This window comes from Rhizobium sp. TRM95796, assembly GCF_025779995.1.
Classification (GTDB): domain Bacteria; phylum Pseudomonadota; class Alphaproteobacteria; order Rhizobiales; family Rhizobiaceae; genus Rhizobium_E.
Map to the genome: position 1 here is coordinate 185,503 of NZ_JAOXHE010000005.1, position 25,675 is coordinate 211,177.

The 25,675-nt window shown below is 64.1% G+C and carries 23 protein-coding genes; 10 read left to right on the plus strand and 13 right to left on the minus strand.

Translation table 11 applies throughout. The annotated features are described in order from the left end of the window. Positions 1-47 precede the first annotated feature (47 nt). The 4 genes from dxs to OCK01_RS12300 all read right to left on the minus strand — a co-directional run bounded on the left by dxs (position 48) and on the right by OCK01_RS12300 (position 7,347). Entirely contained in the window at positions 48-1,961 is a 1,914-nt protein-coding gene (gene dxs / locus OCK01_RS12285) for a 1-deoxy-D-xylulose-5-phosphate synthase (protein ID WP_263824155.1), read from the minus strand. 152 nt (positions 1,962-2,113) lie between these two features. Continuing rightward, positions 2,114-3,037, minus strand: a complete 924-nt coding sequence (locus OCK01_RS12290) for a pirin family protein (RefSeq protein WP_263824156.1) — start codon at positions 3,035-3,037, stop codon at positions 2,114-2,116. A 120-nt stretch (positions 3,038-3,157) separates the two neighbouring features. Beyond that, a complete protein-coding gene (locus tag OCK01_RS12295; RefSeq protein WP_263824157.1) occupies positions 3,158-5,116 on the minus strand; it encodes a methyl-accepting chemotaxis protein in 1,959 nt (652 codons plus the stop codon). 284 nt (positions 5,117-5,400) lie between these two features. Continuing rightward, the gene (locus OCK01_RS12300) at positions 5,401-7,347 is read right to left on the minus strand and encodes a methyl-accepting chemotaxis protein (protein ID WP_263824158.1); all 1,947 of its coding nucleotides are present in this window, start codon (positions 7,345-7,347) and stop codon (positions 5,401-5,403) included. A 261-nt stretch (positions 7,348-7,608) separates the two neighbouring features. On the opposite strand from OCK01_RS12300, the gene OCK01_RS12305 reads away from it, so the two are divergent. Continuing rightward, a complete protein-coding gene (locus OCK01_RS12305; protein ID WP_263824159.1) occupies positions 7,609-8,340 on the plus strand; it encodes a TlyA family RNA methyltransferase in 732 nt (243 codons plus the stop codon). Beyond that, entirely contained in the window at positions 8,337-9,587 is a 1,251-nt protein-coding gene (locus tag OCK01_RS12310; protein WP_263824160.1) for a class I SAM-dependent RNA methyltransferase, read from the plus strand. The genes OCK01_RS12305 and OCK01_RS12310 overlap by 4 nt, the downstream gene beginning before the upstream one ends. A gap of 116 nt (positions 9,588-9,703) precedes the next feature. On the opposite strand, the gene OCK01_RS12315 is transcribed toward OCK01_RS12310, so the two are convergent. After that, the gene (locus tag OCK01_RS12315; protein WP_182827172.1) at positions 9,704-9,928 is read right to left on the minus strand and encodes a YdcH family protein; all 225 of its coding nucleotides are present in this window, start codon (positions 9,926-9,928) and stop codon (positions 9,704-9,706) included. A gap of 94 nt (positions 9,929-10,022) precedes the next feature. On the opposite strand from OCK01_RS12315, the gene OCK01_RS12320 reads away from it, so the two are divergent. Beyond that, positions 10,023-10,940 carry a hydrogen peroxide-inducible genes activator gene (locus OCK01_RS12320; RefSeq protein ID WP_263824161.1) on the plus strand — a complete coding sequence of 306 codons (918 nt, stop codon included), beginning with the start codon at positions 10,023-10,025 and terminating at the stop codon, positions 10,938-10,940. A 13-nt stretch (positions 10,941-10,953) separates the two neighbouring features. Here OCK01_RS12320 and OCK01_RS12325 read toward each other — a convergent pair whose 3' ends face one another. The 4 genes from OCK01_RS12325 to OCK01_RS12340 form a co-directional block, all read right to left on the minus strand. Further along, a complete protein-coding gene (locus OCK01_RS12325; protein WP_263824162.1) occupies positions 10,954-11,538 on the minus strand; it encodes a histidine phosphatase family protein in 585 nt (194 codons plus the stop codon). A gap of 19 nt (positions 11,539-11,557) precedes the next feature. Then, a complete protein-coding gene (fabI, locus tag OCK01_RS12330; RefSeq protein WP_263824163.1) occupies positions 11,558-12,376 on the minus strand; it encodes an enoyl-ACP reductase FabI in 819 nt (272 codons plus the stop codon). A 176-nt stretch (positions 12,377-12,552) separates the two neighbouring features. Next, entirely contained in the window at positions 12,553-13,683 is a 1,131-nt protein-coding gene (locus OCK01_RS12335) for a J domain-containing protein (protein WP_263824164.1), read from the minus strand. Between the two features lie 53 nt (positions 13,684-13,736). Continuing rightward, entirely contained in the window at positions 13,737-14,126 is a 390-nt protein-coding gene (locus tag OCK01_RS12340) for an RT0821/Lpp0805 family surface protein (protein ID WP_263824165.1), read from the minus strand. 117 nt (positions 14,127-14,243) lie between these two features. Between OCK01_RS12340 and pdxH the strand changes: the two genes are divergently transcribed. Further along, positions 14,244-14,858, plus strand: coding sequence for a pyridoxamine 5'-phosphate oxidase (pdxH, locus tag OCK01_RS12345; protein ID WP_182827168.1), 615 nt, complete (start codon positions 14,244-14,246; stop codon positions 14,856-14,858). 3 nt (positions 14,859-14,861) lie between these two features. Here pdxH and OCK01_RS12350 read toward each other — a convergent pair whose 3' ends face one another. Continuing rightward, positions 14,862-15,902 (minus strand): polysaccharide deacetylase family protein, encoded by a 1,041-nt coding sequence (locus OCK01_RS12350; protein WP_412179011.1) that lies wholly within the window; start codon positions 15,900-15,902, stop codon positions 14,862-14,864. A gap of 83 nt (positions 15,903-15,985) precedes the next feature. After that, positions 15,986-16,246, minus strand: coding sequence for a DUF1344 domain-containing protein (locus OCK01_RS12355; protein ID WP_182829300.1), 261 nt, complete (start codon positions 16,244-16,246; stop codon positions 15,986-15,988). A 264-nt stretch (positions 16,247-16,510) separates the two neighbouring features. On the opposite strand from OCK01_RS12355, the gene aroC reads away from it, so the two are divergent. From aroC to OCK01_RS12380, 5 genes are read left to right on the plus strand one after another with little or no spacing between them, the layout of a single operon-like run. Next, on the plus strand, positions 16,511-17,608 hold the full coding sequence (gene aroC / locus OCK01_RS12360) for a chorismate synthase (protein ID WP_263824167.1): 1,098 nt from the start codon (positions 16,511-16,513) through the stop codon (positions 17,606-17,608). Between the two features lie 10 nt (positions 17,609-17,618). Then, complete coding sequence (gene ribB / locus OCK01_RS12365; RefSeq protein ID WP_182827166.1) at positions 17,619-18,719, plus strand: 3,4-dihydroxy-2-butanone-4-phosphate synthase; 1,101 nt, start codon at positions 17,619-17,621, stop codon at positions 18,717-18,719. After that, complete coding sequence (locus tag OCK01_RS12370) at positions 18,719-19,807, plus strand: hypothetical protein (RefSeq protein WP_263824168.1); 1,089 nt, start codon at positions 18,719-18,721, stop codon at positions 19,805-19,807. The genes ribB and OCK01_RS12370 overlap by 1 nt, the downstream gene beginning before the upstream one ends. Before the next feature lie 3 nt (positions 19,808-19,810). Beyond that, a complete protein-coding gene (locus tag OCK01_RS12375) occupies positions 19,811-20,890 on the plus strand; it encodes a hypothetical protein (RefSeq protein WP_263824169.1) in 1,080 nt (359 codons plus the stop codon). Between the two features lie 23 nt (positions 20,891-20,913). After that, the gene (locus OCK01_RS12380) at positions 20,914-21,876 is read left to right on the plus strand and encodes a hypothetical protein (protein WP_263824170.1); all 963 of its coding nucleotides are present in this window, start codon (positions 20,914-20,916) and stop codon (positions 21,874-21,876) included. Here OCK01_RS12380 and OCK01_RS12385 read toward each other — a convergent pair whose 3' ends face one another. After that, entirely contained in the window at positions 21,877-23,010 is a 1,134-nt protein-coding gene (locus OCK01_RS12385) for a TauD/TfdA family dioxygenase (RefSeq protein ID WP_263824171.1), read from the minus strand. Between the two features lie 146 nt (positions 23,011-23,156). Here OCK01_RS12385 and OCK01_RS12390 point away from each other — a divergent pair, with 146 nt between their 5' ends. Then, a complete protein-coding gene (locus OCK01_RS12390) occupies positions 23,157-24,038 on the plus strand; it encodes a LysR substrate-binding domain-containing protein (protein WP_263824172.1) in 882 nt (293 codons plus the stop codon). Between the two features lie 128 nt (positions 24,039-24,166). Here the strand turns inward: OCK01_RS12390 and tldD are convergent, their stop codons facing one another. Continuing rightward, positions 24,167-25,582: a metalloprotease TldD gene (tldD, locus tag OCK01_RS12395; protein ID WP_263824173.1), complete on the minus strand. Its 1,416-nt coding sequence runs from the start codon at positions 25,580-25,582 to the stop codon at positions 24,167-24,169. Between the last annotated feature and the right edge of the window lie 93 nt (positions 25,583-25,675).

The window sequence follows — 25,675 nt, forward strand, 5'->3', positions numbered from 1 at the left end:
CAAGAATGGGGCAGGCGCCCCATTTGACGGCGCGTTGCCGTCTCCGCTCAGGCGAGGCGTTCGGCCATCTCGCGGCCGAGAGCCGAAAACACCGCGCTCACGATGCCCTTGCGGTCGAGACCCGCATACGCATTCATCGCCTCCGGCTTGGCTTGGTCCATATAAATATCGGGCATCACCAGCGGCCGCACCTTAAGGCGGCCGTCGAGCAGGCCTTCGGTCGCCAGCGCATGCAGCACATGTGCGCCGAAACCGCCGATCGCGCCTTCCTCCACCGTCACCAGCACCTCATGATGCCGCGCCAGCTGCCGGATCAGCTCGAGATCCAAAGGCTTGGCGAAGCGGGCGTCGGCCACGGTCGTCGACAGTCCTGCCGCGTCGAGATCTTCCGCCGCCATAAGACAGTCGGAAAGGCGGGTGCCGAAGGAAAGCAGCGCCACTTTCGAACCCTGCTTGACGACCCGACCCTTGCCGATTTGCAGGATCTCGCCGCGCTCGGGAAGATCGACGCCAACGCCTTCGCCGCGCGGATAGCGGAAGGAGATCGGGCCGTCGTCATAGGCGGCGGCGGTGCGCACCATATGTTTCAGCTCAGCTTCGTCGGCGGCGGCCATCACCACCATGCCCGGCAGCGTGGCGAGGAAGGCCGTGTCGAACGATCCGGCATGGGTCGGCCCGTCGGCGCCGACATAGCCGGCGCGGTCGATGGCGAAGCGCACCGGCAGCGACTGGATCGACACGTCATGCACGACCTGGTCATAGGCGCGCTGCAGGAAAGTCGAATAAAGAGCGGTGAACGGCTTGTAGCCGTCCGCCGCGAGGCCGGCCGCGAAAGTCACGGCGTGCTGTTCGGCGATGCCGACATCGAAACAGCGCTTCGGGAAGAGTTCGCCGAATTTGTCGAGGCCGGTGCCGGTCGGCATGGCGGCGGTGATGCCGACGATCTTCGAATCGTGTTCGGCCTCCTGGATCAGCGCATCGGCGAAGACCGAAGTGTAGGACGGCGCGTTCGGCTTGGCTTTCGCCTGCGCGCCGGTGATGACGTCGAACTTGTTGACGCCGTGATATTTGTCGGCGGCGGCTTCGGCGGGCGCGTAGCCCTTGCCCTTCTGCGTCACCACATGGATCAGCACCGGGCCGGTGGAATTGTCGCGCACATTGCGCAGCACCGGCAGGAGATGGTCGAAGGAGTGACCGTCGATCGGGCCGATATGGTAGAAGCCGAGCTCCTCGAACAGCGTGCCGCCGGTCACATAACCGCGCGCATGCTCCACCGCGCGGGTGATGGCGCGGTCGACTTTCTTGCCGAGATAGGCGGTGAGCTTCTTGCCGAGTTCGCGGAAGCCGAGATAGGTGCGGCCCGAGGCGAGGCGGGCGAGATAGGCGCTCATCGCCCCTGTCGGAGGCGCAATCGACATGTCGTTGTCGTTGAGGATGACGATCAGCCTTGCGTCGAGCGATCCGGCATTGTTGAGCGCTTCAAACGCCATGCCGCCCGACAGCGCACCGTCGCCGATCACCGCGATCACATTGCGCCTGCGGCCGTCGAGATCGGCCGCCACCGCCATGCCCAGGCCTGCGGAAATCGAGGTCGAAGAATGCGCCGCGCCGAACGGATCATATTCGCTTTCCGCCCGCTTGGTGAAGCCGGACAGACCGTTCTCCTGACGGAGCGTGCGGATGCGCTCGCGCCGGCCGGTGAGGATCTTGTGCGGATAGCACTGATGGCCGACATCGAAGATGATGCGGTCGTCGGGCGTGTCGAACACTTTGTGAAGCGCGATCGTCAACTCGACCACGCCGAGCCCGGCCCCGAGATGGCCGCCGGTCTTGGACACCGCGTCGATCATCTCGACGCGCAGTTCGGCTGCGAGCTGCGGCATCTCCTTGTCGTCGAGTTTGCGCAGATCGGCCGGAAAGCTGACCTTGTCGAGGAGCGGCGTCTGGGGCAATGCGTTCACGGGCTGATCCTGTCACCGGACAAAGTTCGAGCCGGCCTTATTATCGCTCTTTAAGCCTTTTTCAACAGCAAACAACGCTGAAAATGAGGCGTCCTTCAGCAGATACTAGACCTTTCGGGCGCATCCGCCAAGCTATGCCGGCATTCGTTCGTTCACGACGCGGGAAGGGGAATGAATTCTTCTTCGTCGCCGGGCACGATGTCGAATTTGCCCGTGCGCCATTCTTCCTTGGCTTGCTCGATCCGCTCCTTGGAGGAGGAGACGAAATTCCACCAGATATAACGCTTTTGCGCCATGGTCTCGCCGCCGAACAGCATGATGTGGCAACCCGTCGGGCCCGCTGTGAGGTCGATCGCATCGCCGGGCCGGAACACCAGCAACTGGTCGGCGGGATGTTCCATGCCCGAGATGAACACAGACCCTTCGAGCACATAGGCCGCGCGTTCTTCGGCGCCGGCAGGGAAGGGGCAAGTCTCGTTTGCCCCGATCGTCAGGTCGACATAGAGGGTGTCGGTCGGCGTCTTCACCGGCGAGACGAGGCCTTGCCAGCCGCCGATGACCACCCGGCCGCGCGTCGCCCCGTCTTCGAATGTCGGCAGCGCGTCGACGCTGGTATGGGCAAACACCGGATCGATTTCTTCATGGCTTTCCGGCAGCGCCAGCCAGGTCTGCAGGCCGGAGATCGAGAAGGGCTTGCCCCGCAGCTTGTCCGGCGTCCGCTCGGAATGGGTGATGCCGCGCCCCGCAGTCATCAGATTGATGTCGCCCGGCTTGATCACCATGCCGGTGCCCAGGCTGTCGCGATGATGGATCTCGCCGTCGAACAGATAGGTGACGGTGGACAGTCCGATATGCGGATGCGGCCGAACATCCATCGCCTGGCCGGCCCGCAACAAGGCCGGCCCCATCCGGTCGAAGAAGATGAAAGGCCCCACCATGCGACGCTTGGCGGAGGGCAGCGCCCGGCGCACTTCGAAACTGCCGATGTCCGAGGAGCGCGGAACGATCAGCAGTTCGACCTGATCGACGGCATGCGCATCGCCGGGCTCGGGGTCGTGGCCGGGAAAGAAGGACATGGGCGGGCTCCTTGTGACGCGACGACTATGGCCGAGGATCGACGAATTGACCAGCGTTCAAAATGACCCCCCCGGACGGCGGACCGTCCGGGGGAGGCGTTTTGGGGCAGGGAGCGCCGGTCAGAATTCTTCCCAGTTGTCCTTCGCCGCGAGGTTGCCGCTTGCCGGCCGCGACGCCGCGCTGCGGCTCCGTTGCGGGGCGCCGAAGGTCGGGCTCGCCATCCGCGAAGCGGTCTGGCGCAACAGGCTGGCGGGGGGCGCCCCCTGGGTCAGCGAGAACCGCGCTACGAGATCGCGCAGCTTGGCCGCTTCCTGGGCGAGCGTGGCGGCTGCGGCGCTCGATTGCTCGACCATGGCGGCGTTCTGCTGGGTCGAGTGATCCATCGTCGAGACGGCGGCGTTGACTTCCTTGAGCCCGATCGACTGTTCGCGCGAGGCGGTGGAGATTTCCTCCATCTTGCGGTTGATCGTCTGGATATGTCCGCCGATGGCGTTGAGCGCGGCGCCGGCGTCGCGCACCAGTTTCACGCCGTTGCCGACTTCGTTGGACGAGTTCTGGATGAGCCCCTTGATCTCCTTGGCGGCGTTGGCGGAACGCTGGGCGAGTTCGCGCACTTCCTGGGCCACCACCGCGAAGCCTTTGCCGGCTTCACCCGCCCGCGCCGCCTCGACCCCGGCGTTCAGCGCCAGAAGATTGGTCTGGAAGGCGATTTCATCGATCACGCTGATGATGCTGGCGATCTTGCCCGAGGAGTCTTCGATGCGCTGCATCGCGGCTTCGGCATTGGCGACGATCGCGCCCGACTTGCCGGCGTCGGTGTTGGCCACTGTCGCTTCGTCCAGCACTTCCTGGGTCAGATGAGTCGAATTGGAGACGTTGACGGTGATCTGCTCGACCGCGGACGTGGTCTCTTCCAGGGAGGCCGCCTGCGATTCCGTGCGCTTGGCGAGGTCGGCGGCGCCGGTGGCGATTTCGCGCGAACCGGCGTCGATTACGCCGACGCTCGCCTGGATCGCAGACAGCGCGTCGCCGAGTTGCTTGATCGACGAATTGAAGTCGTGGCGCAGCGGTTCGAAATCGGGCGAGAAGGGTTCGGTGAGTTCAAAGGCCAGATCGCCACGGGCGAGACGTCTGAGGCCGCCGGCGAGACCCGACGTCGCCTGCTTCAGTCGAGCGGCCGCGTCCGCTTCGGCGCGAGCCTGCGCCTCCAGGCGATTGCGCTCCATCAGTTGACGATTTCCCTCCGCCTCGGACTCGAGTTTTCGATTGCGCTGGAAGGCGTCGCGGAACACGTCGAGCGCACGCGCCATGGCTCCGATTTCGTCGGAGCGGTTCTGGCCGTCCACATCCACGGAAATGTCGCCCTTGGCGAGATGTTCGGTGGCGTCGGCGAGTCTGCGCAACGGACGGATCGCGGTCAGCCGCAGCAGAACGGTTATGGCGCCGAGCGCCACGGCCAGAACCGCGAAGCCGATCGCAAGCTTTGCTTTGATTGCGTCGAACACGGCCGCCCGATCGGGCGCCAGGTCGACCGCGGCGCTATAGGCGCCGACGATTTCGCCGGCCTGAATGTTCATCTTGGCGGTGTGACAGGCGGCGCAGGCCGGGTCGGCGGCCGAGCCCTGGCCCAGAATGACCGGGCGGGTGATGCGCATATGGTCGCCTGTGACCGTGACTTGTGGGGATTTGTCCGAAATCGTCTTTTCGTCGACGGCGTCTTTCGGCCCCTCAAATTCTTCGGCGCCTTCGGATTTCTGGAAGGCGACGATCTTCGGACCCATCACCAGCCACAGATCGACGCCCTGGCTCTGTGACGAGAAGCGTTCCATCGTGCCGTCGAGCGTGCCGATCGCGGGGTCGCCGTCCGCCACCTTGTCCCGGTTCAGCATGGCGCTGACATGGACGGATTCGAGCATGTCCAACGCCGCGTTCCCACGCTTTTGAGCGTTTTCTTCGATCGACGCGTTTTGCTGCGAAATCTCATAGGCGAGATTGGCCGCGCCGACGAGAACCAGAACGGCTGCGACGCTGCCGATGATCTGCACCGACAACGGAAGAGAATTGATGATGGATTTCACGATGGCTCCGCCCCAACACGAATGACTTGCTTGACAAAGCGCAAAACCTGTCAAAACTGACTAAGTAATAACCATAGAAAATTAAGGAATAGTTGGTTCGTCATGTGAATTTACTTTTCTTGCTAACCGAGCAACTTATTGTAAAAACAATATAAAATTGCACATGATCAGCTTTCGTGCGCTAGGCGCGACGGCCTTGCAACACCGCCGAGTCACGGCCGCGAAAAAGCATGGCGCGGGACCCGAGCCCCGCGCCATGTCGTGAAGTCGCGTGATGGGTGAACTCAGAACTCTTCCCACTCGTCCTTGATCGCCGCATTGCCGTGCGACACGGCCTTGGCGGCGGCGCGAGCCGGAGCCGGGCGGGCGGCGGCGGGGCGGGGCGCCGTAACGGGCCGCGCCATGGCTGTCGCCGTCTGCCGCAGCGCCGCCGTCTGCACGGCCGCGCCATGCTCCAGGCGGAACTGGGCGACGAGGTCGCGCAGCTTGCCGGCCTCCTGGGCGAGCGACGCGGCGGCGGCCGTCGACTGTTCCACCATCGCCGCATTCTGCTGCGTCGTCTGGTCCATCTGGTTGACGGCGACGTTGACCTCGGCCAGGCCGGTCGATTGTTCCCGCGCCGAGGTGGCGATGGATTCCATATGGCGGTTGATCGTGCCGATATATCCGCCGATGGTCTTCAGCGCCTCGCCGGTGTCGCGCACCAGCTTGACGCCGCTTTCCACTTCCGAGGTCGAGTTCTGGATCAAGCCCTTGATTTCCTTGGCGGCCTGGGCCGAGCGCTGGGCGAGCTCGCGCACTTCCTGGGCGACGACGGCGAAACCCTTGCCGGCCTCGCCGGCCCGCGCCGCCTCGACGCCGGCGTTCAGCGCGAGCAGGTTCGTCTGGAACGCGATCTCGTCGATCACGCCGATGATGTTGGAGATCTGCTGGCTCGATTGCTCGATGCGCTGCATGGCCTCTTCGGCATGCGCCACCACCTGCGCCGATTGCGCGGCGCTCTGATTGGCCGACTGCGCCACGCCGCGCGCCTCGTCGGTCATCTTGCTGGAGCTCGACACGTTGGCGGTGATCTGATCGAGCGCGGCTGCGGTCTCCTCGAGCGACGCGGCCTGCTGTTCGGTGCGCTTGGAGAGATCGGAGGCGCCGGAGGAAATCTCACGGGTGCCGCTGTCCATATTCCGCACCGCGATCGACACGGAAGAGATTGCTTGCGACAGCTGCTGGACCGTGGCGTTGAAGTCGCCGCGCAGGCTTTCATATTCGGCGGCGAACGCGGTTTCGATCCGGCAGGTCAGGTCGCCGGAGGCGAGGCGCTTCAGGCTCTCGCCGAGCGTCGATGTGGCGATGCGCAACTGCTCGGCTTCCCGGGCGATGCGCTGCTGTTCTGCGAGACGAGCCTGCTCCGTCTGGTTGCGGTTGGCGGAAGCTTCCTCTTCGAGCCGGCGATTGTTGATGGCGTTCTGCCGGAACACTTCGACTGCGCCCGCCATGGCGCCGATTTCGTCGGCGCGGCCTGCAAACGGAATCTCGGACACCGCGTCGCCGCCCGCGAGATTGCGCATCGACACGGTAATCCGCTGGATGGGATTGGCGACCCCGAAAACAGCGAAATAGATGCCGGCGGCGGCCATGGCCAAGGCGGCCAGGGCGATTGCCAGCGTCCAGGCGAATGCGGAGCGGGCGGCGTCATTGGCTCCGTCGACGTTCTGCTTGGCGCTCATGGCGATGAAGTCGACGAGTTGGCCGATCTTTTCGTTGACCGCGTCCGCCCTCGGCTTCAACGCCGTCTTAAAGACCGGGAAAGCCTGGGATTTCTTGTCGTTCTTGATCAATTCGGCGAAATCAGCCGCAGCAGCGTAATAATCGGCGATCAGCGGTTTGATGTCGGCGATCAGCGCTCGACCCTCTTCGGTGCGCGCGCCGGCCTCATAGGCGGCTATCGCCTTGTCCAGCGCCGCTTGCGCCTCGCTGTAGTTTTTCTGTTCCGCTTCGAAGTCGCTGGTGTTGACGATCATCGCATGACGCGCCAGCACCAAGCGGACATTCGCGAAGGCGCCCTTGATCTCCCGCGCCGTCAGCAACCGTTCAAACCAGTAATTGCCGATCGTTTCCGTCGCAGCGCCTACCGAGGACACGCTGGACAGCGACACCGCCGAAAGGGTGGCGACGGACGCCATGATGGCGCACAGCATGCCGATCATCGCGGTTTTGACAGATGGTCTCTTCATTCCCGGCCCCTTGTTCGATGGCCCGTGACGCGAACCATCCTGCATTTCCAAAGAATTTCAACGGCCGTTAGATTTAGCGATAATAAATTAATAGGCGCTTATCTAAGGGTAGGCTGACGAAAGAAGTTTGCTGAAGACATTGCGAACGACGGGCCGGCGCCGCAAAATTGTAGCGTCGAAAAGTACGAGCGTGTATCTGCCTGCTTTCACCGATATCGATGAGCGCCAGGATCGATGTCGACCAACGCCACAGGTTCATAGATGCGCCTCGACCAACTTCTCATCGAACGCGGCCTGTTCGACAGCCGCTCCCGCGCCGCCGACGCCGTCAAACGCGGGGCGGTCGCCGTGGATGGCGCGATCGTCGCCAAGCCGGGCGCGCTGGTGTCCGATGAGGCGGAGATCACCGTCGACGACCCTGCCCGCGCCTATGTCTCCCGCGCGGCCCTCAAGCTCAAGGCGGGGTTGCACGCCTTCGGGCTCACGCCTGCGGGCCTCGATTGCCTCGACATCGGCGCCTCGACCGGCGGCTTCAGCCAAGTGTTGCTCGAGGAAGGCGCGCGCCATGTCATCGGCGTGGATGTCGGTCACGGGCAGATGGATCCGCGCATCGCGGACGATCCCCGCGTGACCAATCTCGAAGGCGTCAACGCCCGCGCGCTCGAGGCGGCGCAACTCGGCGGGCGTTCGATCGGCGCCGTCGTTTCCGACGTTTCCTTCATTTCGCTGAGGCTCGCGCTGCCGCCGGCGCTCGATCTCGCCGCGCCGGGGGCCTGGTGCCTGCTGCTGGTCAAGCCGCAATTCGAGGTCGGTCGCGACGGCGTCGGCAAGGGCGGCATCGTGCGCGACAAGCGACTGGCCGAGAAAACCGCCGCGGATATGGCCGTATGGCTGAATTCGCTTGGCGGATGGGAAAGCCTCGGTGTAAGCCCGTCTCCAATTTCCGGCGGCGACGGAAATTCCGAATATCTCCTGGCCGGACGGAAAACATGAGCACAGAACAATTGACCATTCACGCTGTCGGCGCGGAAGGCGACGGCATCGCCCGCGGCGAAGCCGGTCCCGTCTTCGTGCCCTTCACCCTGCCCGGCGAAGACGTGGCGGTGGCGCGCGTCAAGAACCAGGCGACGGCTCTGTCCTGGTCGAAACTGTCGGCGGACCGACGCGAGCCGGCCTGCAAGCATTTCGGTCCGGAGGGCCAGGGCGGCGCCTGCGGCGGCTGTTCCCTGCAGCATTGGGCGGATCAACCCTATCAGGCTTACAAGCGCGATCTGGTGATCCAGGCGCTGCGCCAGCAGCGGATCGAAACCGAGGTGCTGCCGCTCTTCGCCTGCGCGCCGGGCGAACGCCGCCGGGTGACCATGTCGGGAAGGCCGACCGACAAGGGGCTGATGCTCGGCTTCATGCAGGCCGGCAGCCATCACATCGTCGCCGTCGAGGAATGTCCCATCGCGCAAGCGGGCATCGTCAATCGCCTGCCGTCTATCCGCCGTATCGCCGGCGCGCTGGCCTCGGGCGCCGATCCCTTTCGGGTGACGATCCAGCTGACGGCGTCGGGCCTCGACCTCGCTTTCGACGATATGAAGAAGCCGGACCAGAAAAAGCGCCAGGTCGCCATCGATCTCTGTCTCAAGGAAAAGGGCGTGGCCCGCATCTCCGTCGCCGACGAGATTCTGGTCGAGCCGCATAAGCCGGTCGTCATGTTCGACCAAATCCCGGTGGTGCTGCCGCCGGGCGGTTTCATGCAGGCCACCGAACGCGCCGAACAGGCGATGGCCGAACTGGTTGTCGCCCATGTCGGCAAGGCCAAGCGCGTCGCCGATTTGTTCGCCGGTTGCGGCACATTCTCGCTGCGTCTGGCGCGCAAGGCGCATGTGCATGCGGTGGAATTCGACGGTCCGGCGCTTGCTGCGCTCGACCACGCCGCCCGCAACACGCAGGGCCTCAAGCCGGTCTCCATCGAGCGCCGCGATCTCTTCCGCCGGCCGATGCAGGCAATGGATCTCAAGCAGATCGACGCGCTCGTCTTCGATCCGCCGCGCGCCGGCGCCGAAGCCCAGGTGCGTGAACTGCCGCGTTCGAAAGTGGCCCGCATCGCCGCCGTGTCCTGCAACCCGACCACGCTCGCGCGCGATCTCGCCATTCTCATCGACGGCGGCTTCAAGCTGAAAAGCGTGGCCCCCATCGACCAGTTCCTGTGGTCGTCGCATGTCGAGGCGGTGGCGCTGTTGGAGCGGTGACGCCTCACAAAAGAAACGCCCCTCGCTTTGGAGGCGAGGGGCGGCAGGCGTAGCCTGATACCAAGGCGCCTTGGTATGCTGGGGGGAAGGCCCGGGCAAGGAACCGGGCCGAGGGCTTACGCCTTGATCGGGATCGTCCTTACGTGGCGGCGGTTCAGACGATCCTGTTGGAAGGCCGCGCCCGCGCGCTCCAGCGCGGCGATCTGATCGCGCAGCTTCAATTTCATGCGTTTGAGCGCCGTGATCCTGAGCGTATCGGGCTGTTTGGCTTTCATCTCGCCCTCGATCTTGCTCTGAAGGATTTCGTGACGCACGCGCAACGCTTTCATCAGCGGGTTCATATCGGTCTCCTTGGTTACGACTATGAATATGGGTCGCGTTGCTTGATTGCGCCAATTGATTGATTATATGAATTCGATAGAGAGGAGCTATCGAATGCCCTATCGCCCCAGCCATCGGCAGTTGGAGTATCTGGTTGCTCTGGGCGATATCAGGCATTTCGGCGAAGCGGCCCGGCGCTGTCATGTCTCGCAGCCGACCCTTTCGGTGCAGGTGGCGCTGCTGGAGAAGCAATTGGGCGTCACCCTCATCGATCGCTCCGCCTCCCAGATCGTCCCGACGCCCATCGGCGAGGACGTCATCGCCGCAGCGCGAACCCTGCTGCTCGGTCTCGACGAGATCGTCTCGCTCGCTTCGTCGGGACGCAAGAATCTCGGCGGTCTCATCCGCCTCGGCATCGCGCCGACGGTCGGCCCCTATCTCATGCCCTACTTTCTGCCGCCGCTGCACGCCCGTTTTCCAGCGCTGAAAGTCCATCTGCGCGAAGACCGGCCGACGGCGCTCGAAGACCGCATCCGCGCAGGGGAAATCGATTGCGCTCTGGGTCCTCGTCCCGCCGACGAGACGAGTTTCGCCTATGCGCCGATCTGCCGGGAGGAAATCATGCTCGGCCTGCCGAGCGGCCACAGGCTGGCCGGCCAAGACGAGGTTGCGCTCGCCGAACTTACCGGCGAAACCCTTCTGACTCTGGGCCGCGGCCACAGGCTGTTCGAAAACGTCCGCAGCCTGGCGGAGGCGTCGGGCGCCGTTTTCGCGGAGAATTACGAAGGCACGAGCCTCGACGCCATCCGCCAGATGGTGGCGATCGACATGGGCATGTCGCTGTTTCCCGAACTCTATGTTCGCTCTGAATTCGCCAAGGAGCAGAATGTCGCGCTCACCCGCATCCGCGACTGGCCGATCTGGCGCGACGTCGGCCTCTATTGGCGCGCCTCGAGCGCCCGCAAACCGCATTACGAGGTGCTGGCGGAGATGGCGCAGGCAACGGCGCGGGATCTGTTGGGGCGAGATTAGGTGATCCTGCTGATCAAACCCACTCCAGCGTGCCGTCATCCGCGCGGCGCAGGATCTTGTCCTGCGGGACCTCCATCTTGGCGGCGGCGTCTTTGTCCAGTGTGCCGGACAGCTTGAACAGGCAGCGGATCACGCCGCCATGGCAGACGGCGACGGTGGGGCGGGTGATGGCGCGGTACCAGGAGCCGACCCGCCAGGAGAGGATCTCATAGCTTTCGGCATTGTCGCCCGGCGGGATGAAATCCCATTTCTGCCGCTTGCGGGCCTTCACCCTGTCGGGCGTGTCGACGGAAATCTCAGCCGATGTGCGGCCTTCCCAATCGCCGAAGCAGATTTCCTTGAGGCGGTCCTCGATCTCGTAGGCTGTTGGGTCGACGCCGGCGGAGCGGCGGAGGATTTCCATCGTTTCGCGCGCCCGGCCGAGCGGGCTGGAGACGAAGTGAAAGCCGGTCAGATCGGCCTCCAGGCGGGCGAGCGCCACCCCGTTTTCGGCCGCCTGCCGGCGACCGAGATCGTTGAGCGGAATATCCTTCTGGCCCTGAAGCCTCCACTCGGCGTTCCAGGCCGTCTGGCCGTGGCGGATGATGTAGAGGCTCACAGGCGCTCCCGAAAAAGGATCAGTCCTTGACGACGCTGATGTCGGGCGCGTCCACCGCCTTCATGCCGACGACGTGATAGCCGGAATCGGCGTGGTGGGTTTCACCGGTCACCGAGCGCGACAGGTCCGACAGCAGGTAAAGGCCGACATCGCCGACTTCCTCAATGGTCACGGTGCGGCGCAGAGGCGCGTTATACTCGTTCCACTTGAGGATATAGCGGAAATCGCCGATGCCCGAGGCGGCGAGCGTCTTGATCGGGCCGGCCGAGATCGCGTTGACGCGGATGTTCTTCGGCCCGAGATCGACGGCGAGATATTTCACCGACGCTTCGAGCGCGGCCTTGGCGACGCCCATGACGTTGTAGTTCGGCATCACCTTTTCGGCGCCGTAATAGGTCAGCGTCACCATGGCGCCGCCGTCGGTCATCAGCTTTTCGGCGCGACGGGCGACGGAGGTGAAGGAGTAAACCGAGATGCGCATGGTCTTGTCGAAATTGTCGGGCGACGTGTCGACATAGCGGCCGGTCAGTTCGTCCTTGTCGGAAAAGCCGATGGCGTGCACCAGGAAGTCGATCTTGCCCCAGATCTTCTCGATTTCGGCGAAGGCGGCGTCGATGCTGGCTTCGTCGGAGACGTCGCAGTCGCCGGCCACGATCGCGCCGATTTCGGCGGCGAGCGGCTCGACGCGCTTCTTCAGCGCTTCGCCCTGATAGGTGAGCGCGATTTCGCCGCCCTGCGCATGGATGGCCTTGGCGATGCCCCAGGCGATCGAACGGTTGTTGGCGACGCCCATGATGACGCCGCGCTTGCCCGCCATCAGTCCGGCAGATTGTACCATGAAGACCTCTCCACATAAGACGAATGTCGAAGGCCTATGGCACAGGGAGGCAGGCGGTTCAAGCGCCGCCCGGTTCATCAATTGTTTGCAAATGTAAGAATTGGCTATTTCCCGGCTTAGACATGCCGCCACGTGCGAGCTTCGCGTTGCGAACGCTGAATTCTTTCACAAAAACGTCACAGATACAGGCCGTTCTTCATCGAACGCATGAGATCGATGACTTTCTGGTCCGGATGGTCCCACAGCAGCACCCGCACTTCGGCGATCAGGTCGCCGCGCTCCGTCTTGTTTTTGGGCAGGCCCTTGCCGGCGATGCGCGCCTTGTATTGCGAGCCTGACCAGGGCGGGATCGTCACTTTCGTGTCGCCGTCCGGCGTCGTCACCGTCGCCTCGCAGCCGAGAACGGCGTTTTCGATGTCGATGTCGACATAGGTCAACAGATCGCCGCCGTCCCAGCGGAACCATTTATGCGGCTTGATGCGCAGCGTGGCGACCACGTCGCCGCGTTTCATGCCCGGCAGGCGATGGCCATAGCCTTCCACCCGGACCACGCTGCCGTCGCGGGCGTCCTCGGGCAGGGGGATGCTGATCATCTTGCCGTCGGGCAGCGTCACGGTCGGGTTGAGGCGCTTTAGCAGGTCCTCGACGCTGACGGCGGCGTCCAGCACCAGGTCCGGCGCGCGCTCGGGCGCCGCCGCCGGCCGGATCAACCGCTTGAACACGTAGGAGATGAGATCGAGCGCCGGCGACACTTTCGGTTCGCCGCCGTCGGGCTCGGGCTCCGCGTAAGGCTGCGCCCGGGTCGCCGCGCGTTGGTCGGCCCGCGGCTCCGTCTTCGGCTCGGCGCGCGGCTCAGCCTTTCTGTCGGCAGCGGCGGCGGCCTGTTCGGGCGCCTTCTTGCCGCCGAACATCTTGGCGAGCACATCTTCGGCGCTTTCATGTTTGTCGGCGCCCTTTTCCGCCAGTTCGGCGTCCAGCGCCGCAGCGGCCGCCGCCGCGCGGGCGCGGGCGGCGCGGGCTTCGGCCTCCATCCGGGCGCGCTCGGCGCGCTGTTCCATGAAGGTCTTTTCCTTTGCCGCCGTGCTCTGGCCGGAGGAGCGGGCGCGGGCCTGGTCGAAGCGGCGGCGCTTGTCCGGGTCGCGCAGGATGTCATAGGCGCGTCCGACTTCGCTGAAGCGGCTCGCGGCGGTGGGATCGTCCGGATTCTGGTCGGGATGCAACGCCTTGGCGGCGGCGCGCCAGGCGGCCTTGATTTCGTTTTGGTCGGCGTTGCGGCTGACGCCGAGAACCGAATAGGGATCACGCATGACTTTCCACCCTGACTAACGCCGCCGCCTTCGCCGCTCCTTTCGACGGGCGGTCAGCCGGCTTCTTTGAAACTCACCAGGCGCCATTCTCCCTCGCCGACCAGGCAGGCCTTGCCGGAGAAATTGGAGATGCCGCGATAGGAATGGCGCGTCGTCGTGAATGTCCGGCAGGCGTAATCGCCTTCCGCTTCTTCCGTGATCGAACTGATGACGCCGGCGCTGCCGGTGCTCGCATTCGCCCAGGGTATGGACGCCGTTCCCATTTTGGACATGTCGACCGAACTCACGGCGTTGCGGACGGTGATTTCGTCCGATTCCTTTTCCGTCGGCGCTGGAGAGGCGGACGTCACGGAACTGGTGGTGAGAGAACGATCGGCGCTGTCGAGGCCCGGCATCATGCCGCCGCCGAAGCAGCCCGACAGGCAGACAGGCGCCAGAATCACCGCTGCCGCCCGGAGGACGGCGGCAAAATGACCCTTTTGGGCGCCGGTTCGCTTTGATATGTGTCGCAACAGCTACGGCCCGATTACTCAAACTTATGATAAGGCATTTGGCGAACTATGAGCGACAATGAGTTAAGAAGCGGTGACTTCACCGAAGAAAATGAGCCCTTTTCTCTCTTTGGCGCATGGTTGAAGGACGCCGAAGCCGCCGAAATCAACGATCCCAACGCCTTGGCGCTGGCCACCGTCGACGAGGATGGTCTGCCGAATGTGCGCATGGTTCTCCTGAAGGGCTTCGACGCCGACGGCTTCGTGTTCTACACCAATTATGAGAGCGCCAAGGGTAGGGAGCTTCTGGGCCAGAAGAAGGCGGCCATGGTGTTTCACTGGAAGTCGCTGCGCCGGCAGATCCGCATTCGCGGCCCGATCGAACCGGTCTCCGCAGCCGAGGCGGACGCCTATTTCGACAGCCGTCCGCGGGGTTCGCGAATCGGCGCCTGGGCGTCCAAGCAGTCGCGCCCGCTCGAAGGCCGCTTCGCGCTTGAAAAGGCGGTCGCCGAATACACCGCCAAGTTCGGCATCGGCTCCATCCCGCGCCCCGATTACTGGTCGGGCTTCCGGCTGAAGCCGGTGTCGATCGAATTCTGGCACGACCGCCCCTTCCGCTTGCATGACCGGGTGGAGTTCAAGCGGGCGGAGGCCGGCTGGGAGAAGGTGCGGAAATATCCGTGACATTCAGCCCATCAGCTTGAACGGCAGACCCGACGCCAGGGCGCGCACATAGCGCGCCTTTTGGTAAAGCCCGTTCAGCGACACGCGCGGCAGCGCCTGCATGTCGGCCACCCCGCCCGCCCGCAGCATGCCTGGACGGGTGGTGACGCCGATCAGCCCGCGCCGCTTCAGTCGTTCACGCTCGCGCGTCGACACGGACCGGGCGTCGCCATAGGGATAGGCGAAGGTGCGGCAGGCGCGGCCGGTGATTTCGGCGACATAGGCGGCCGAGTCCGCCACTTCCGCTTCGGCCTCCGCGTCGTCCAGCCGCGCCAGCCCGCGGTGGCTGATGGTATGCGCGCCATAATGAGCGAGCGGGTCTTCGGCGAGGACCCGCAATTCCGCCGGCGTCATGACGAGATCCCGGCAGACGACAAGCGGATCGACGCCATGGCGCGCCGCCAGCGCATCGATCGCCGCCACCGCCTGAGCCTCGTCGATGCGGTTGACGAATTGGGACAGCCTCTCGAAGGCAACCATCTTCTGCGCCGTGGTGGCGGTCGGCAAGCTTTCGTTGCCGCGACCGAAATCGAACTCGATGCGGTCGACGGACTGCAGCAGCGCCGCCAGCGTTTCCCACCACGCGCTATGGCTGCCTTCGCTCAGGCCTTTGGCGATGAAGATCGTATAAGGCGCGCCATGCGCCGCAAAGACCGGCTTGGCGTGAACGGCGTTGTCGCGGAAGCCGTCGTCGAGCGTGAAGCAGGCGAAGCGCTTTCCTGTGGGCGGCGCCCTCAACCGGTCGGCTGCCTCCTCGAGCGAAATGAAGTCATAGTCCAACTCGCGAAGCGCCACGAGAACCGCATCGAGAAATCCGGGGGTCACATCGAGGATGCGGTTGGGCTGGAACGCGGTGGCGGTGGCCGGCCGCACATGATGCAGCGTGAAAATCAGGCCGTCGCCCGCCGCATCCTTGCCGACGCCGAAGCGCGACATAATGGCCGCGAGCTCGAGCCCCGCAGTGATGGCGGCCTGTCGGGCGACGGGCCTGAACCTTTGTACGATTCCGTCCGTCATGAAAATTCCATTTAAAAATGAGCGATTGCTCTTGGTTTTATCGCACGGCCGTTAATTGAAGATTGAAAGTCTCACTCGACGATCTGCAGATCGTTGATGACGCGCTTGCCGTCGGTTTCGGTATAGAAGACCACGACCTTCACGCCCTTCTTGAGACCGTCGAAGTTGAATTCTTCCGGCGCGATATAGGTCTTTCCATCGCCGAGCTTCAGCGTGAGGTCGTTTTCATCGACGCTGTCGATCACGGCTTCGACATCGGCGCTTTCGGCGGAACTCGCCTGCGGAAACAAAAAGAAGGCCGCTCCCATCAACATGGCGATCAGAATGCGCATGTTCGTCCCCACGAATATGGTCTTCATCAACAGATACATTTTATGTCTCCCGGAAATGTGGCGAAAATTTTCCTTGATCTGAATATTTCTAGGGGAAAGCGTTAGCATGCGGAGGGGCGGATGCAAGCAGGCGCTTCTGGGCGCATCTGCCGATTTGCCGTTTTTGGCCGTCGAAAAAGCTTCAAATTTCTGAAATGACGCTCTATGTGTGCCGACGGCGCCGCTGTGGCGGACAAAGCCGCCTCGTTCGGAAGAAATCAGTTCATGTCGCACAACACTTTCGGCCACCTGTTTCGCGTCACCACCTGGGGAGAAAGCCATGGTCCGGCGCTCGGTTGCGTCGTAGACGGCTGCCCTCCCGGCATTCGCTTCACGCTCGCCGAGATCCAGCATTGGATGGACAAGCGCAAACCCGGTCAGTCGAGTTTCGTCACCCAGCGTCGCGAAGAGGATCTGGTCAAGGTGCTCTCCGGCGTCATGCCCGAGGCCGACGGCGAAACCTATGTGACGACGGGCACGCCGATTTCGCTGATGATCGAGAATACCGACCAGCGCTCCAAGGACTACGGCGAGATCGCCCGGCAATATCGTCCGGGCCACGCCGATTACGCCTATGACGTCAAATACGGCATTCGCGATTATCGCGGCGGCGGCCGCTCTTCGGCCCGCGAAACCGCCGCCCGCGTCGCCGCCGGCGGTCTGGCCCGCAAGGTCGTCCCGGGCGTGATCGTGCGCGGCGCGTTGGTGCAGATCGGCGTCCACAAGATCGATCGCGCCAATTGGGATTGGGCCGAGGTCGACCGCAATCCCTTCTTCTGTCCCGATCCGGCCATGGTCCCGGTCTGGGAGGACTATCTGTCCGATATCCGCAAGAAGGGCTCCTCGATCGGGGCCGTCATCGAAGTGGTCGCCGAAAACGTGCCGGCCGGCATCGGCGCGCCGATCTACGGCAAGCTCGACCAGGACATCGCCTCGCTGCTGATGTCGATCAACGCCGTCAAGGGTGTGGAAATCGGCAACGGCTTCGGCGCGGCCGAAATCACCGGCGAGGAAAACGCCGACGAAATGCGCATCGGCGCCGACGGCAAGCCGGTCTTCCTGTCCAACAATGCCGGCGGCGTGCTGGGCGGCATTTCCACCGGCGAACCGATCGTGGCGCGTTTCGCGGTCAAGCCGACCTCGTCGATCCTCACCGAGCGCGCTTCGATCGACGCCGAGGGCCGCGAGGTCAATGTCCGCACCAAGGGCCGTCATGACCCTTGCGTCGGAATCAGGGCGGTGCCTGTCGGCGAGGCGATGCTGGCTTGCGCGATTGCCGATCATTATCTGCGGGACAGGGGCCAGACGGGCCGTTTGAAATAGGGAGTATCCAATGGCCTATGACCAGAAGCGCGTCGTCGACGCCATCCGGGCGTTTGAAAAAGGTGAGATCGTCGTCGTGACCGATGACGACGATCGCGAGAACGAAGGCGACCTGATCGTCGCCGCCGTCCACTGCACGCCGGAAAAGATGGCCTTCATCGTGCGTCATACGTCGGGCATCGTCTGCACGCCGATGCCGCGCGAGGAAGCCAAGCGCCTGAACCTCAACGCCATGGTGGCGGAGAACGACAGCGCCCACACGACGGCTTTCACCGTGACCGTCGATTTCAAGCATGGCACGACCACCGGCATTTCGGCCGAGGACCGTACGCTGACCGTGCGCAATCTCGCCAATCCCAACGCCTCGGCTTTCGATTTCGTCCGTCCGGGCCACATCTTTCCGCTGGTGGCGCGCGAGGGCGGCGTTCTCATGCGCTCGGGCCACACGGAAGCGGCCGTCGACCTCTGCAAGCTCGCCAGCCTGCCGCCGATCGGCGTGATCTGCGAACTCGTCAATGACGACGGCACGGTGATGCGCGGCCCGCAGGTCGCCTCCTTCGCCGAGCAGCACGGCCTCAAGCAGGTCTCTGTCGCCGATCTCATCGCCTATCGCCAGCGCAAGGAAACATTGGTCGAGCGCGTCGCGAGCTTCGACGTCGACACCGAATTCGGTCCGGCGAAGGCCCATACTTTCACGCTTCCCTGGGATCCGATGCAGCATCTCGCCGTTGTTTTCGGCGATATCCGCGACGGCGAGGACGTGCTGGTCCGCCTGCACACCGAAAATGTCGCCGGCGACGTGTTCAGCGCCGCCCGGCCTGTGCGCAAGTTCATGGAAAAGATCGCCAGCGCCCGCCGCGGCGTGATCGTCTATCTGCGCGAAGGTTCCGTGGGCGTCGGCGCCGCCGAGCACAATCGCAAGCTGGGCCATGGCCGCGAAGGCCATGAACAGGCCCAGGCGCGCGACAGCGAATGGCTGGAAATCGGCCTCGGCGCGCAGATCCTCAAGGATCTCGGCATCAGTTCGATCCAGTTGATGGCCTCGCGCGAGCGTCACTATGTCGGCCTGGAAGGCTTCGGCATCAAGATCGCGCGCACGGAGCTCACCTGATGTTCGTGCTGCATGTCGGTCCGCACAAGACCGCGACGACCTGGCTGCAGCACAATTTCCACGCCAACGCCCGCGCGCTCGAAGCCGCGGGCTGGCTCTATCCGCAGACGGGCGAACGCGTTCGCGTCGCCCATCACGACCTCTCCGACAACGCGGCCGACATCCTCGACGACGGCTCCGCCAAGGTCGCGGAGATCCGCCGCATCGCCGAGAAGGCCAAAGCGCAGGGCTTGAACCTGCTTCTGTCGTCGGAAGGATTTCGCAATTGGAAACCGGAGCAGATCATCCGGCTTCGCGACGTCGTGGGACAGGAGATGCGGATCGTCTACTGCCTGCGCGATCCGGCGTCGCTTCTCTATTCCTTCTGGGCGCAACAGATCAAGACAGGCCAGAAACTGTCCTTCCCCGCCTTTCGGAAGCAGCATTTCAAGGCGCCGATGAAATCGCGTCTTCTCAATCCGTTGGTCGAGGTCGCGAGGCTCGTCAAAATCCCGGACTCCCGTCTGACCCTGCTCGCCTATGATGAAATCCGCCGCCGCGACCTCGATATCTTCGATGTCTTCGTAACGGAGATCCTCGGGCTTCCGGCCCTGCCGCATGTCGAGGAGGGCGCGACGAGCAATGATCGACTGCCGTTGGAACTCGCCGAATTCATGCGGCTGATGCTGATCCGCGCCGGCGACTGGCGGGCCTTCTCCAGCGTCAATATCGGCCGGATGTTCCAGCATTTCCTCAACGAAGACGTGCGGCGCGACATCATCGCCACGGTGAGCGCCGTTCCCAAAGCGCGTATGAGCACAAAGGTGCCGCGCCGGCATCTCGTATTCAGGCGGGTTGAAAAACGATTGCTGGCCGAGCATCGCCACCGGTTGATCCCCCAGCCCGCCGGCGATCGGTTGTTTCTCGACGGAGTGCAGGTCTGCGATTTCTACCGGGAGGATAAATTGCTGGCCGATCCCGGCGTCGCCGCGCTTCTGGATCGCATGAGCCATGTGTTTCGCCCGTCAGGGCCGCGGGTCGTGCTCGCCAACGCCGCCCGGGGCGGGTTGATAGGCTGGCGCCGCCTCGTCAAGCGCCTGCGAGGCTGAGCCATGCTGGTCATCCATGTCGGTCCGAGAAAGACGGCTTCGACCTATCTGCAGGCCAATTTCTACCGCAGCCGCAAGCTGCTCTGGCGGAAGGGTTGGCTCTATCCCGTCCTGTCGCTGAAGGTTCGCAACGCCCATCACGAAATCGGCTCCAGCGTCGGGGATATCCGCTCCGGTCGCGGACCGATGGTGGAGGCGATTCGCAAGGCGGGCCGCCGCGCCGCCGCGCGCGACGCGAATATTCTCGTCTCGACCGAAAGTTTCTTTCGCTGGAGCCCGGCGGATTTTCTGGCGCTCGGGGCGCTGTTCGGACAGAACGATATCCGCATCGCCTATGTTTTGCGCGACCCGTTGTCGTTGATGCCGTCCCTCTGGGCGGAAACGGTCAAGGGCGGCGCCACGCGGTCGTTGTCGGCCTATGCCGAGCGGCAGGTCGCGTCTCCCGAAACGTCCATGGCCTTCAACTGCCTGGTGGAGCTCGGTCCCATCCTGGCCGAGCCGCGCCTTAAGCTGACCGTGCTCGATTTCGAGCAAATCCGGAGAGAAAAGATCGACATCTTCACGGCGTTCTGCGCCGAAATTCTCGATATCGAGGGTCTCCGACCGGCGGCGCCGGCGACGCGCAACGAACGGCTTGCCCCGGAGATCTATGACTATCTGCGCATCCTCTCCAAGGCGGGCGGAGCCGATTCAGGACCCCGCGACATCCTCTATTGGCGACGATTCCTGCGCTCGCATGATGCGACGGATATGGCGAAGATCGCTGAAACGGTGGCGCGCCTCGGCGCCGACAGTCGCAGCTTCTTGCGCTTCGAGCGGTCCGCGCCGTGGTTCTCGGCTTTGGATGAACAGGCGCGGACGGCGCTCGACGGCCGGATCGCGCCGCCGACATCGCGACGGCCGCTCTTCGCCGGCGAGGATGTCGAGGCGGTGAGTTACGACATCGCCCGGTTCGAAAATCATCCGGAGATCGTCGCTCTGGTCGAAATGTCGAAACGAAAGCTCGGGCGCCAGCCTTTTCGCTGGGGGAGAACCGGCCTCGCGGCGCGACTGCGCGCAATCATGCGCCGTCTCGGTCTGTAAGCGGGATCGGGGGAGGGGCGCCGATGCTGGAACTTTCCATCGAGCGCGCCTGGCTGATCTACAAGCGCGCCTGGCCCTTTCTCCTCTTGCGCCTGGCCGCTGGTCTGGCCGTCTCCGTCGCCAGTCTGTTCGGCCTGGTCGTAGGCGCATGGCTGCTGGAAGCCGTGGCGGGGCAGAGCGGCATATTGGGCGCTTGGGGCGGCTTGATGGGGCTGTGGGGGGCAGCTTTCGGTCTCAGCCGCATTCGTTGGCGCGTGCGGCTCGCCGTCGGGATGCCGCATGTCGCCGCTTTCGGCGAGAGCCTGCGCGATCCCCTGCTGTCGGAAGGCGAGGAGCAGGTCGCCGAGGCGCAGGCGCTCGTCTCGGACCGTTTTACCGGCCCCGTGCTGTTGTCGGAATTGGATCCGCAGATCCGCGAGGCCGCCGGCGCCATTCCCGGCTCCATCGGCGGCGCGCGGCTGTTCGTCACCATGCGGGGCATGGATGGGCTCGCCGCCATGCTGACCTGGCTGATGGCGCTCGCCATGGCCCCGATAGTCGATCTCGTCCATGCCTATATCATTCATCTGCGCGCCGCCAACCCCTGGCAGGCGGCGCGACAGGGGCTCGTTCTCTACGGTCAGAATTCCCGACGCCTCATCGTCAATGGGCTGGCGGCGAGCGCGGTGGTCTGGGCAGCCTCGCTGCTCGTGCTCCTGATCCTGACGCCGCCGATGGGCGGACTGTTTTCGTCCTTTCCCGACAGCGTGTCGGCCTGGTCACTGCTCGGCGCCGCCTTGTTCGCCTGGGCGATCAAGAGCGCCTTTTTCGATCCCTTCGCGCTCGCCGCGCTGACCCCGATCTTCTTCCGGCTGGCGGACAGTCAAACGCCCGATCCCGAATGGGACCGGGCGCTCGCGGATCTGTCGCCAGCGTTCCGGCGCATTCGCAACCGCGCCGCCGCCTGGAATTTCGAGGCGGCGGCATTCGGTGAAACGAGGGGCTGATCAGGCCTTGAAGCGGCCTTCCGACACCAGCGCGCGATAGGTCGAGCGCATTTCGCCGCGATCGGCGTAGCAGCCGCGCAGATAACGGTCGCCTTCGGTGGCCGAATAGGCCGAGCGGCCATGCACGATGCGGTGATTGTCGAACACGATGCATTCGGTGGCTTCCAGCCGGAAGCGCATCAGATATTTGTCCGACTGCAGCATGCGGCCGAAGCGGCAGAAGGCCGGGTAATATGTGTCCAGGAACTCCTGCGGCAGGTCGAAGATGTCGGCCATATGCTGGCTGATGGTGACGCCCGAGACTTCGCCGTGCTGGTCGAGCTCGATCACCCGCTGGCGCGAGCGCATGTCGTAGTGGTCATGCTCGCAATAATAGGGAATGTCGGTGCCCGCAAGCAGCGCGAAGTCCTCGGGGAACTCCTTCTTCAGGTCGTTGGCCACAGCCACGCCGTCGAGAAACAGGTTCTGGCCGCCGGAGACGGAATTGGCGCGGCAATGCAGGAACTGCACGCCCGGCGCCTCGTCTTCGGCCGGCGTGTCGGTATGCATTTCCAGCGCCTTGGCGGTGTAGGCGAGGTTGGTCGGCTTGATATGGGTGCGCACGTCGAAATATTCGCCGAAGAAGGTCGGCCGCACATGACCCATCAGCTTGACGAGATCGTCGAGACCTTCATTGCTGTCGGGCATGTCGGTGACGATCGCGACGCCTTCCACCAGCATCGCCTCGATCCATTGGGCGACGAGGCCCTTGTCGGCCTTCAAGGCCGGCTGCGAGAAGCGGGCGATGGTCGGGTAATGGTCGGAATACCAGGCGCGGCGCGGCAGGTCGGCCGGGTCGCGGCGCTTCTCGCCCTTGGCGTAGAGCGCCAGGAATGACAGCGCATGCCGCGTCACATGGCCGGAGCCGGCCCATTCGATCACCAGCGCTTCGTCCTGGATGGTCGCCTTGGCGGGCGTGGGCGCGTCGGCTTCGTGGAAAATATCGAAGGTGCGTTCGCGCGTCTGGCTGTCGAACGAGGTCGGGCAGTTGTCGCGCAGCCAGTAATTGTTGAAATAGGCCACCGTGCCATCGAGCATCGGCACGTTGACGCCGGTCGCGGTCAGGCTCACGCTATGGCTGAGATGAGCGTCCATCTGGTATTATCCTATCCTCTGGAATTAACTTGTGTAGGGTGTTTTTTCGAGCCTTGGGAGCGGCTTACGGCTTGATTTTTAGCAAGCAAGCGCGTTTTCTGGAAGCGTGGAAGCTCTAATCATAAGATAAGCTTTAGGTTATATTCTTGGCGAAATATCTTCCCCCTCTGCGTCTTCTCAGCGTGTTCGAGGCGGTGCTGCGCACCGGCGGCGTGCGCGCCGCCGCCCAGGAACTCAACGTCACCCAGCCGGCGATCAGCCAGGCGCTGCGGCAATTGGAGGAGCATGTCGGCGCCCGACTTCTCGACCGCCGCACGCGGCCGGCCGCCCGCACCGCCGCCGGCGAAATTCTGGAGGCGGCCGTCGTCGACGGCCTCGGCCGCATCGCCGACGCCGTCGAGCAAATTCGCGGCCTGCAGGCCGCCGCCGATTCGGTCACCATCGCCTGCTCGGTCGGGGTGGCCACCTATTGGCTGATGCCGCGGCTCGCGCGTTTTTCAGCCGATCATCCGCATGTCACCGTCAATGTCATGACCACGGCTCAGGGCGCGCCGCGTCTGACGCCGACGCTCGATCTCGCCATCCGCTACGGCGCGGGTCTCTGGACCGATGGCGAGGTGGCGAAACTGTTTGACGAACGGGTCGTGCCGGTCTGCAGCCCCGATTTTCTCGCCCGCCGGTCAGAGCCTCTGCAGTTGGAGCGTGCGCCCCTCATCCATGTCAATGTCGAGGATACGAGCTGGATCGGCTGGTCGACTTTCTTGAAGCGCGCGGGTTTGCCCGAAAACGCCGCCATCGGCCGCCGCCAGTTCACCAATTATGTCCAGGCGACGCAGGCGGCGCTCGACGGGCAGGGGGTCATGCTCGGCTGGGAATCCATCACCGGCCAATTGGTTCGCGACGGCCGCCTCATCGAGGCCGCCCCTCACGCGCTCATTCCGCGCGATGCGTTCTACCTCGTCTCGTCGCCCCGCATCGCTGCGCGCGACGCCGCCCAGCTTCTGGCGCGGTGGTTGCTGGCGGGGTAGGGGAGGGCAAGGGTTGCCGTCCTCCGTCCCGTGCCGGGCATCTCCCCCCTTGAGGGGGAGATGCCCGGCAGGGCAGAGGGGGGTGGCCATACACTCGGCTAGTCCTTGCTTTACTGCCGCTTACGCAATTACGCCTTCGTCCCGCCCACCGTCACGTCATTCATCCTCAGATGCGGCTGGCCGACGCCGACGGGGACCCACTGGCCGCCCTTGCCGCAATTGCCGATGCCGGTGTCGAGGCTGGAATCATTGCCGATCATGGTGATGCGCTTCATTGCTTCAGGGCCGTTGCCGATCAGCATGGCGCCCTTGACCGGATAGGCGATCTTGCCGTCCTCGATCATATAGGCTTCGGTGCAGCCGAACACGAATTTGCCGGAGGTGATGTCGACCTGGCCGCCGCCGAAGGAGACGGCGTAGAGGCCGCGCTTGACTGAGGCGATGATCTCGTCCTTGGTCTTGTCGCCCGAGAGCATATAGGTGTTGGTCATGCGCGGCATCGGCGTATGCGCATAGGATTCGCGGCGTCCGTTGCCCGTGGCCTTCATGCCCATCAGCCGGGCGTTCTGGCGATCCTGCATGTAGCCGACCAGTTTGCCGTTTTCGATCAACACGTTATAGGCGGCCGGCGTGCCTTCGTCGTCGATATTGATAGAGCCGCGCGCCTGGTCGATCGTGCCGTCATCGACGACAGTGACGCCGGGAGCGGCGACCATTTCGCCCATCAGGCCGGCGAAGGCGGACGTCTTCTTGCGGTTGAAATCGCCTTCCAGGCCATGGCCCACGGCCTCATGCAGCATCACGCCCGGCCAGCCGTTTCCGAGCACGACATCCATCGATCCCGCCGGCGCATCGCGCGCCTCGAGATTGACCAGCGCCTGCCGCAGCGCCTCATCGGCGCCGAAGCGCCAGTTTTCGGTCGAGATGAAATCGCCGAAGCCGCGCCGGCCGCCGATGCCATAGGAGCCTGTTTCCTGCCGGTCGCCGTCGCCTGTGACGACGGAGATATTGAGACGGGTCATCGGCCTGACATCGCGGAATGTCTCGCCGTCGCCGCGCAGGATCTCGACGATCTTCCAGCCGGCGGACACCGAGGCCGTCACCTGGCGCACCTTGGGATCCTTGGCGCGCAGATAGGCGTCGATCTCGCCGAGCAGCGCGACTTTCTCCTCGAAGGACGGCGCGCCGATCGGGTTTTCCTCGCCATAACGACGGGAATTGGAGCGCATAGGCGCCGCCGCCATCGTTCCGGAATAGCCGCGGGTGACGGCTGAGACGGCGTCGGCCGCCCGCTTCAACGCGCTTTCGGTCATCTCGCCGGAATGCGCATAGCCCACAGCCTCGCCCGCCACGGCGCGCAGGCCAAACCCCTGGTCGGTGTTGAAGCTTCCGCCCTTGAGTCGGCCATTGTCGAAACTCAGGCTCTCGGCCTCGCCATATTCGAGAAAGAGTTCGCCATCGTCGGCTTGGGCCAGCGTCTCGGACACAAGCGCCTGCGCGCCGGCTTCGGACAGATCGAATTTGGAAAGGAGGCTGTGGGTCATAGGGAGCTTTTCTACGATTTGAATCAGGAGTGTAAACTAGGCATGCGCGGGGTCCGGGGCAAGGGCAGGGGCGGTTTCAACGCCTGTTCATGC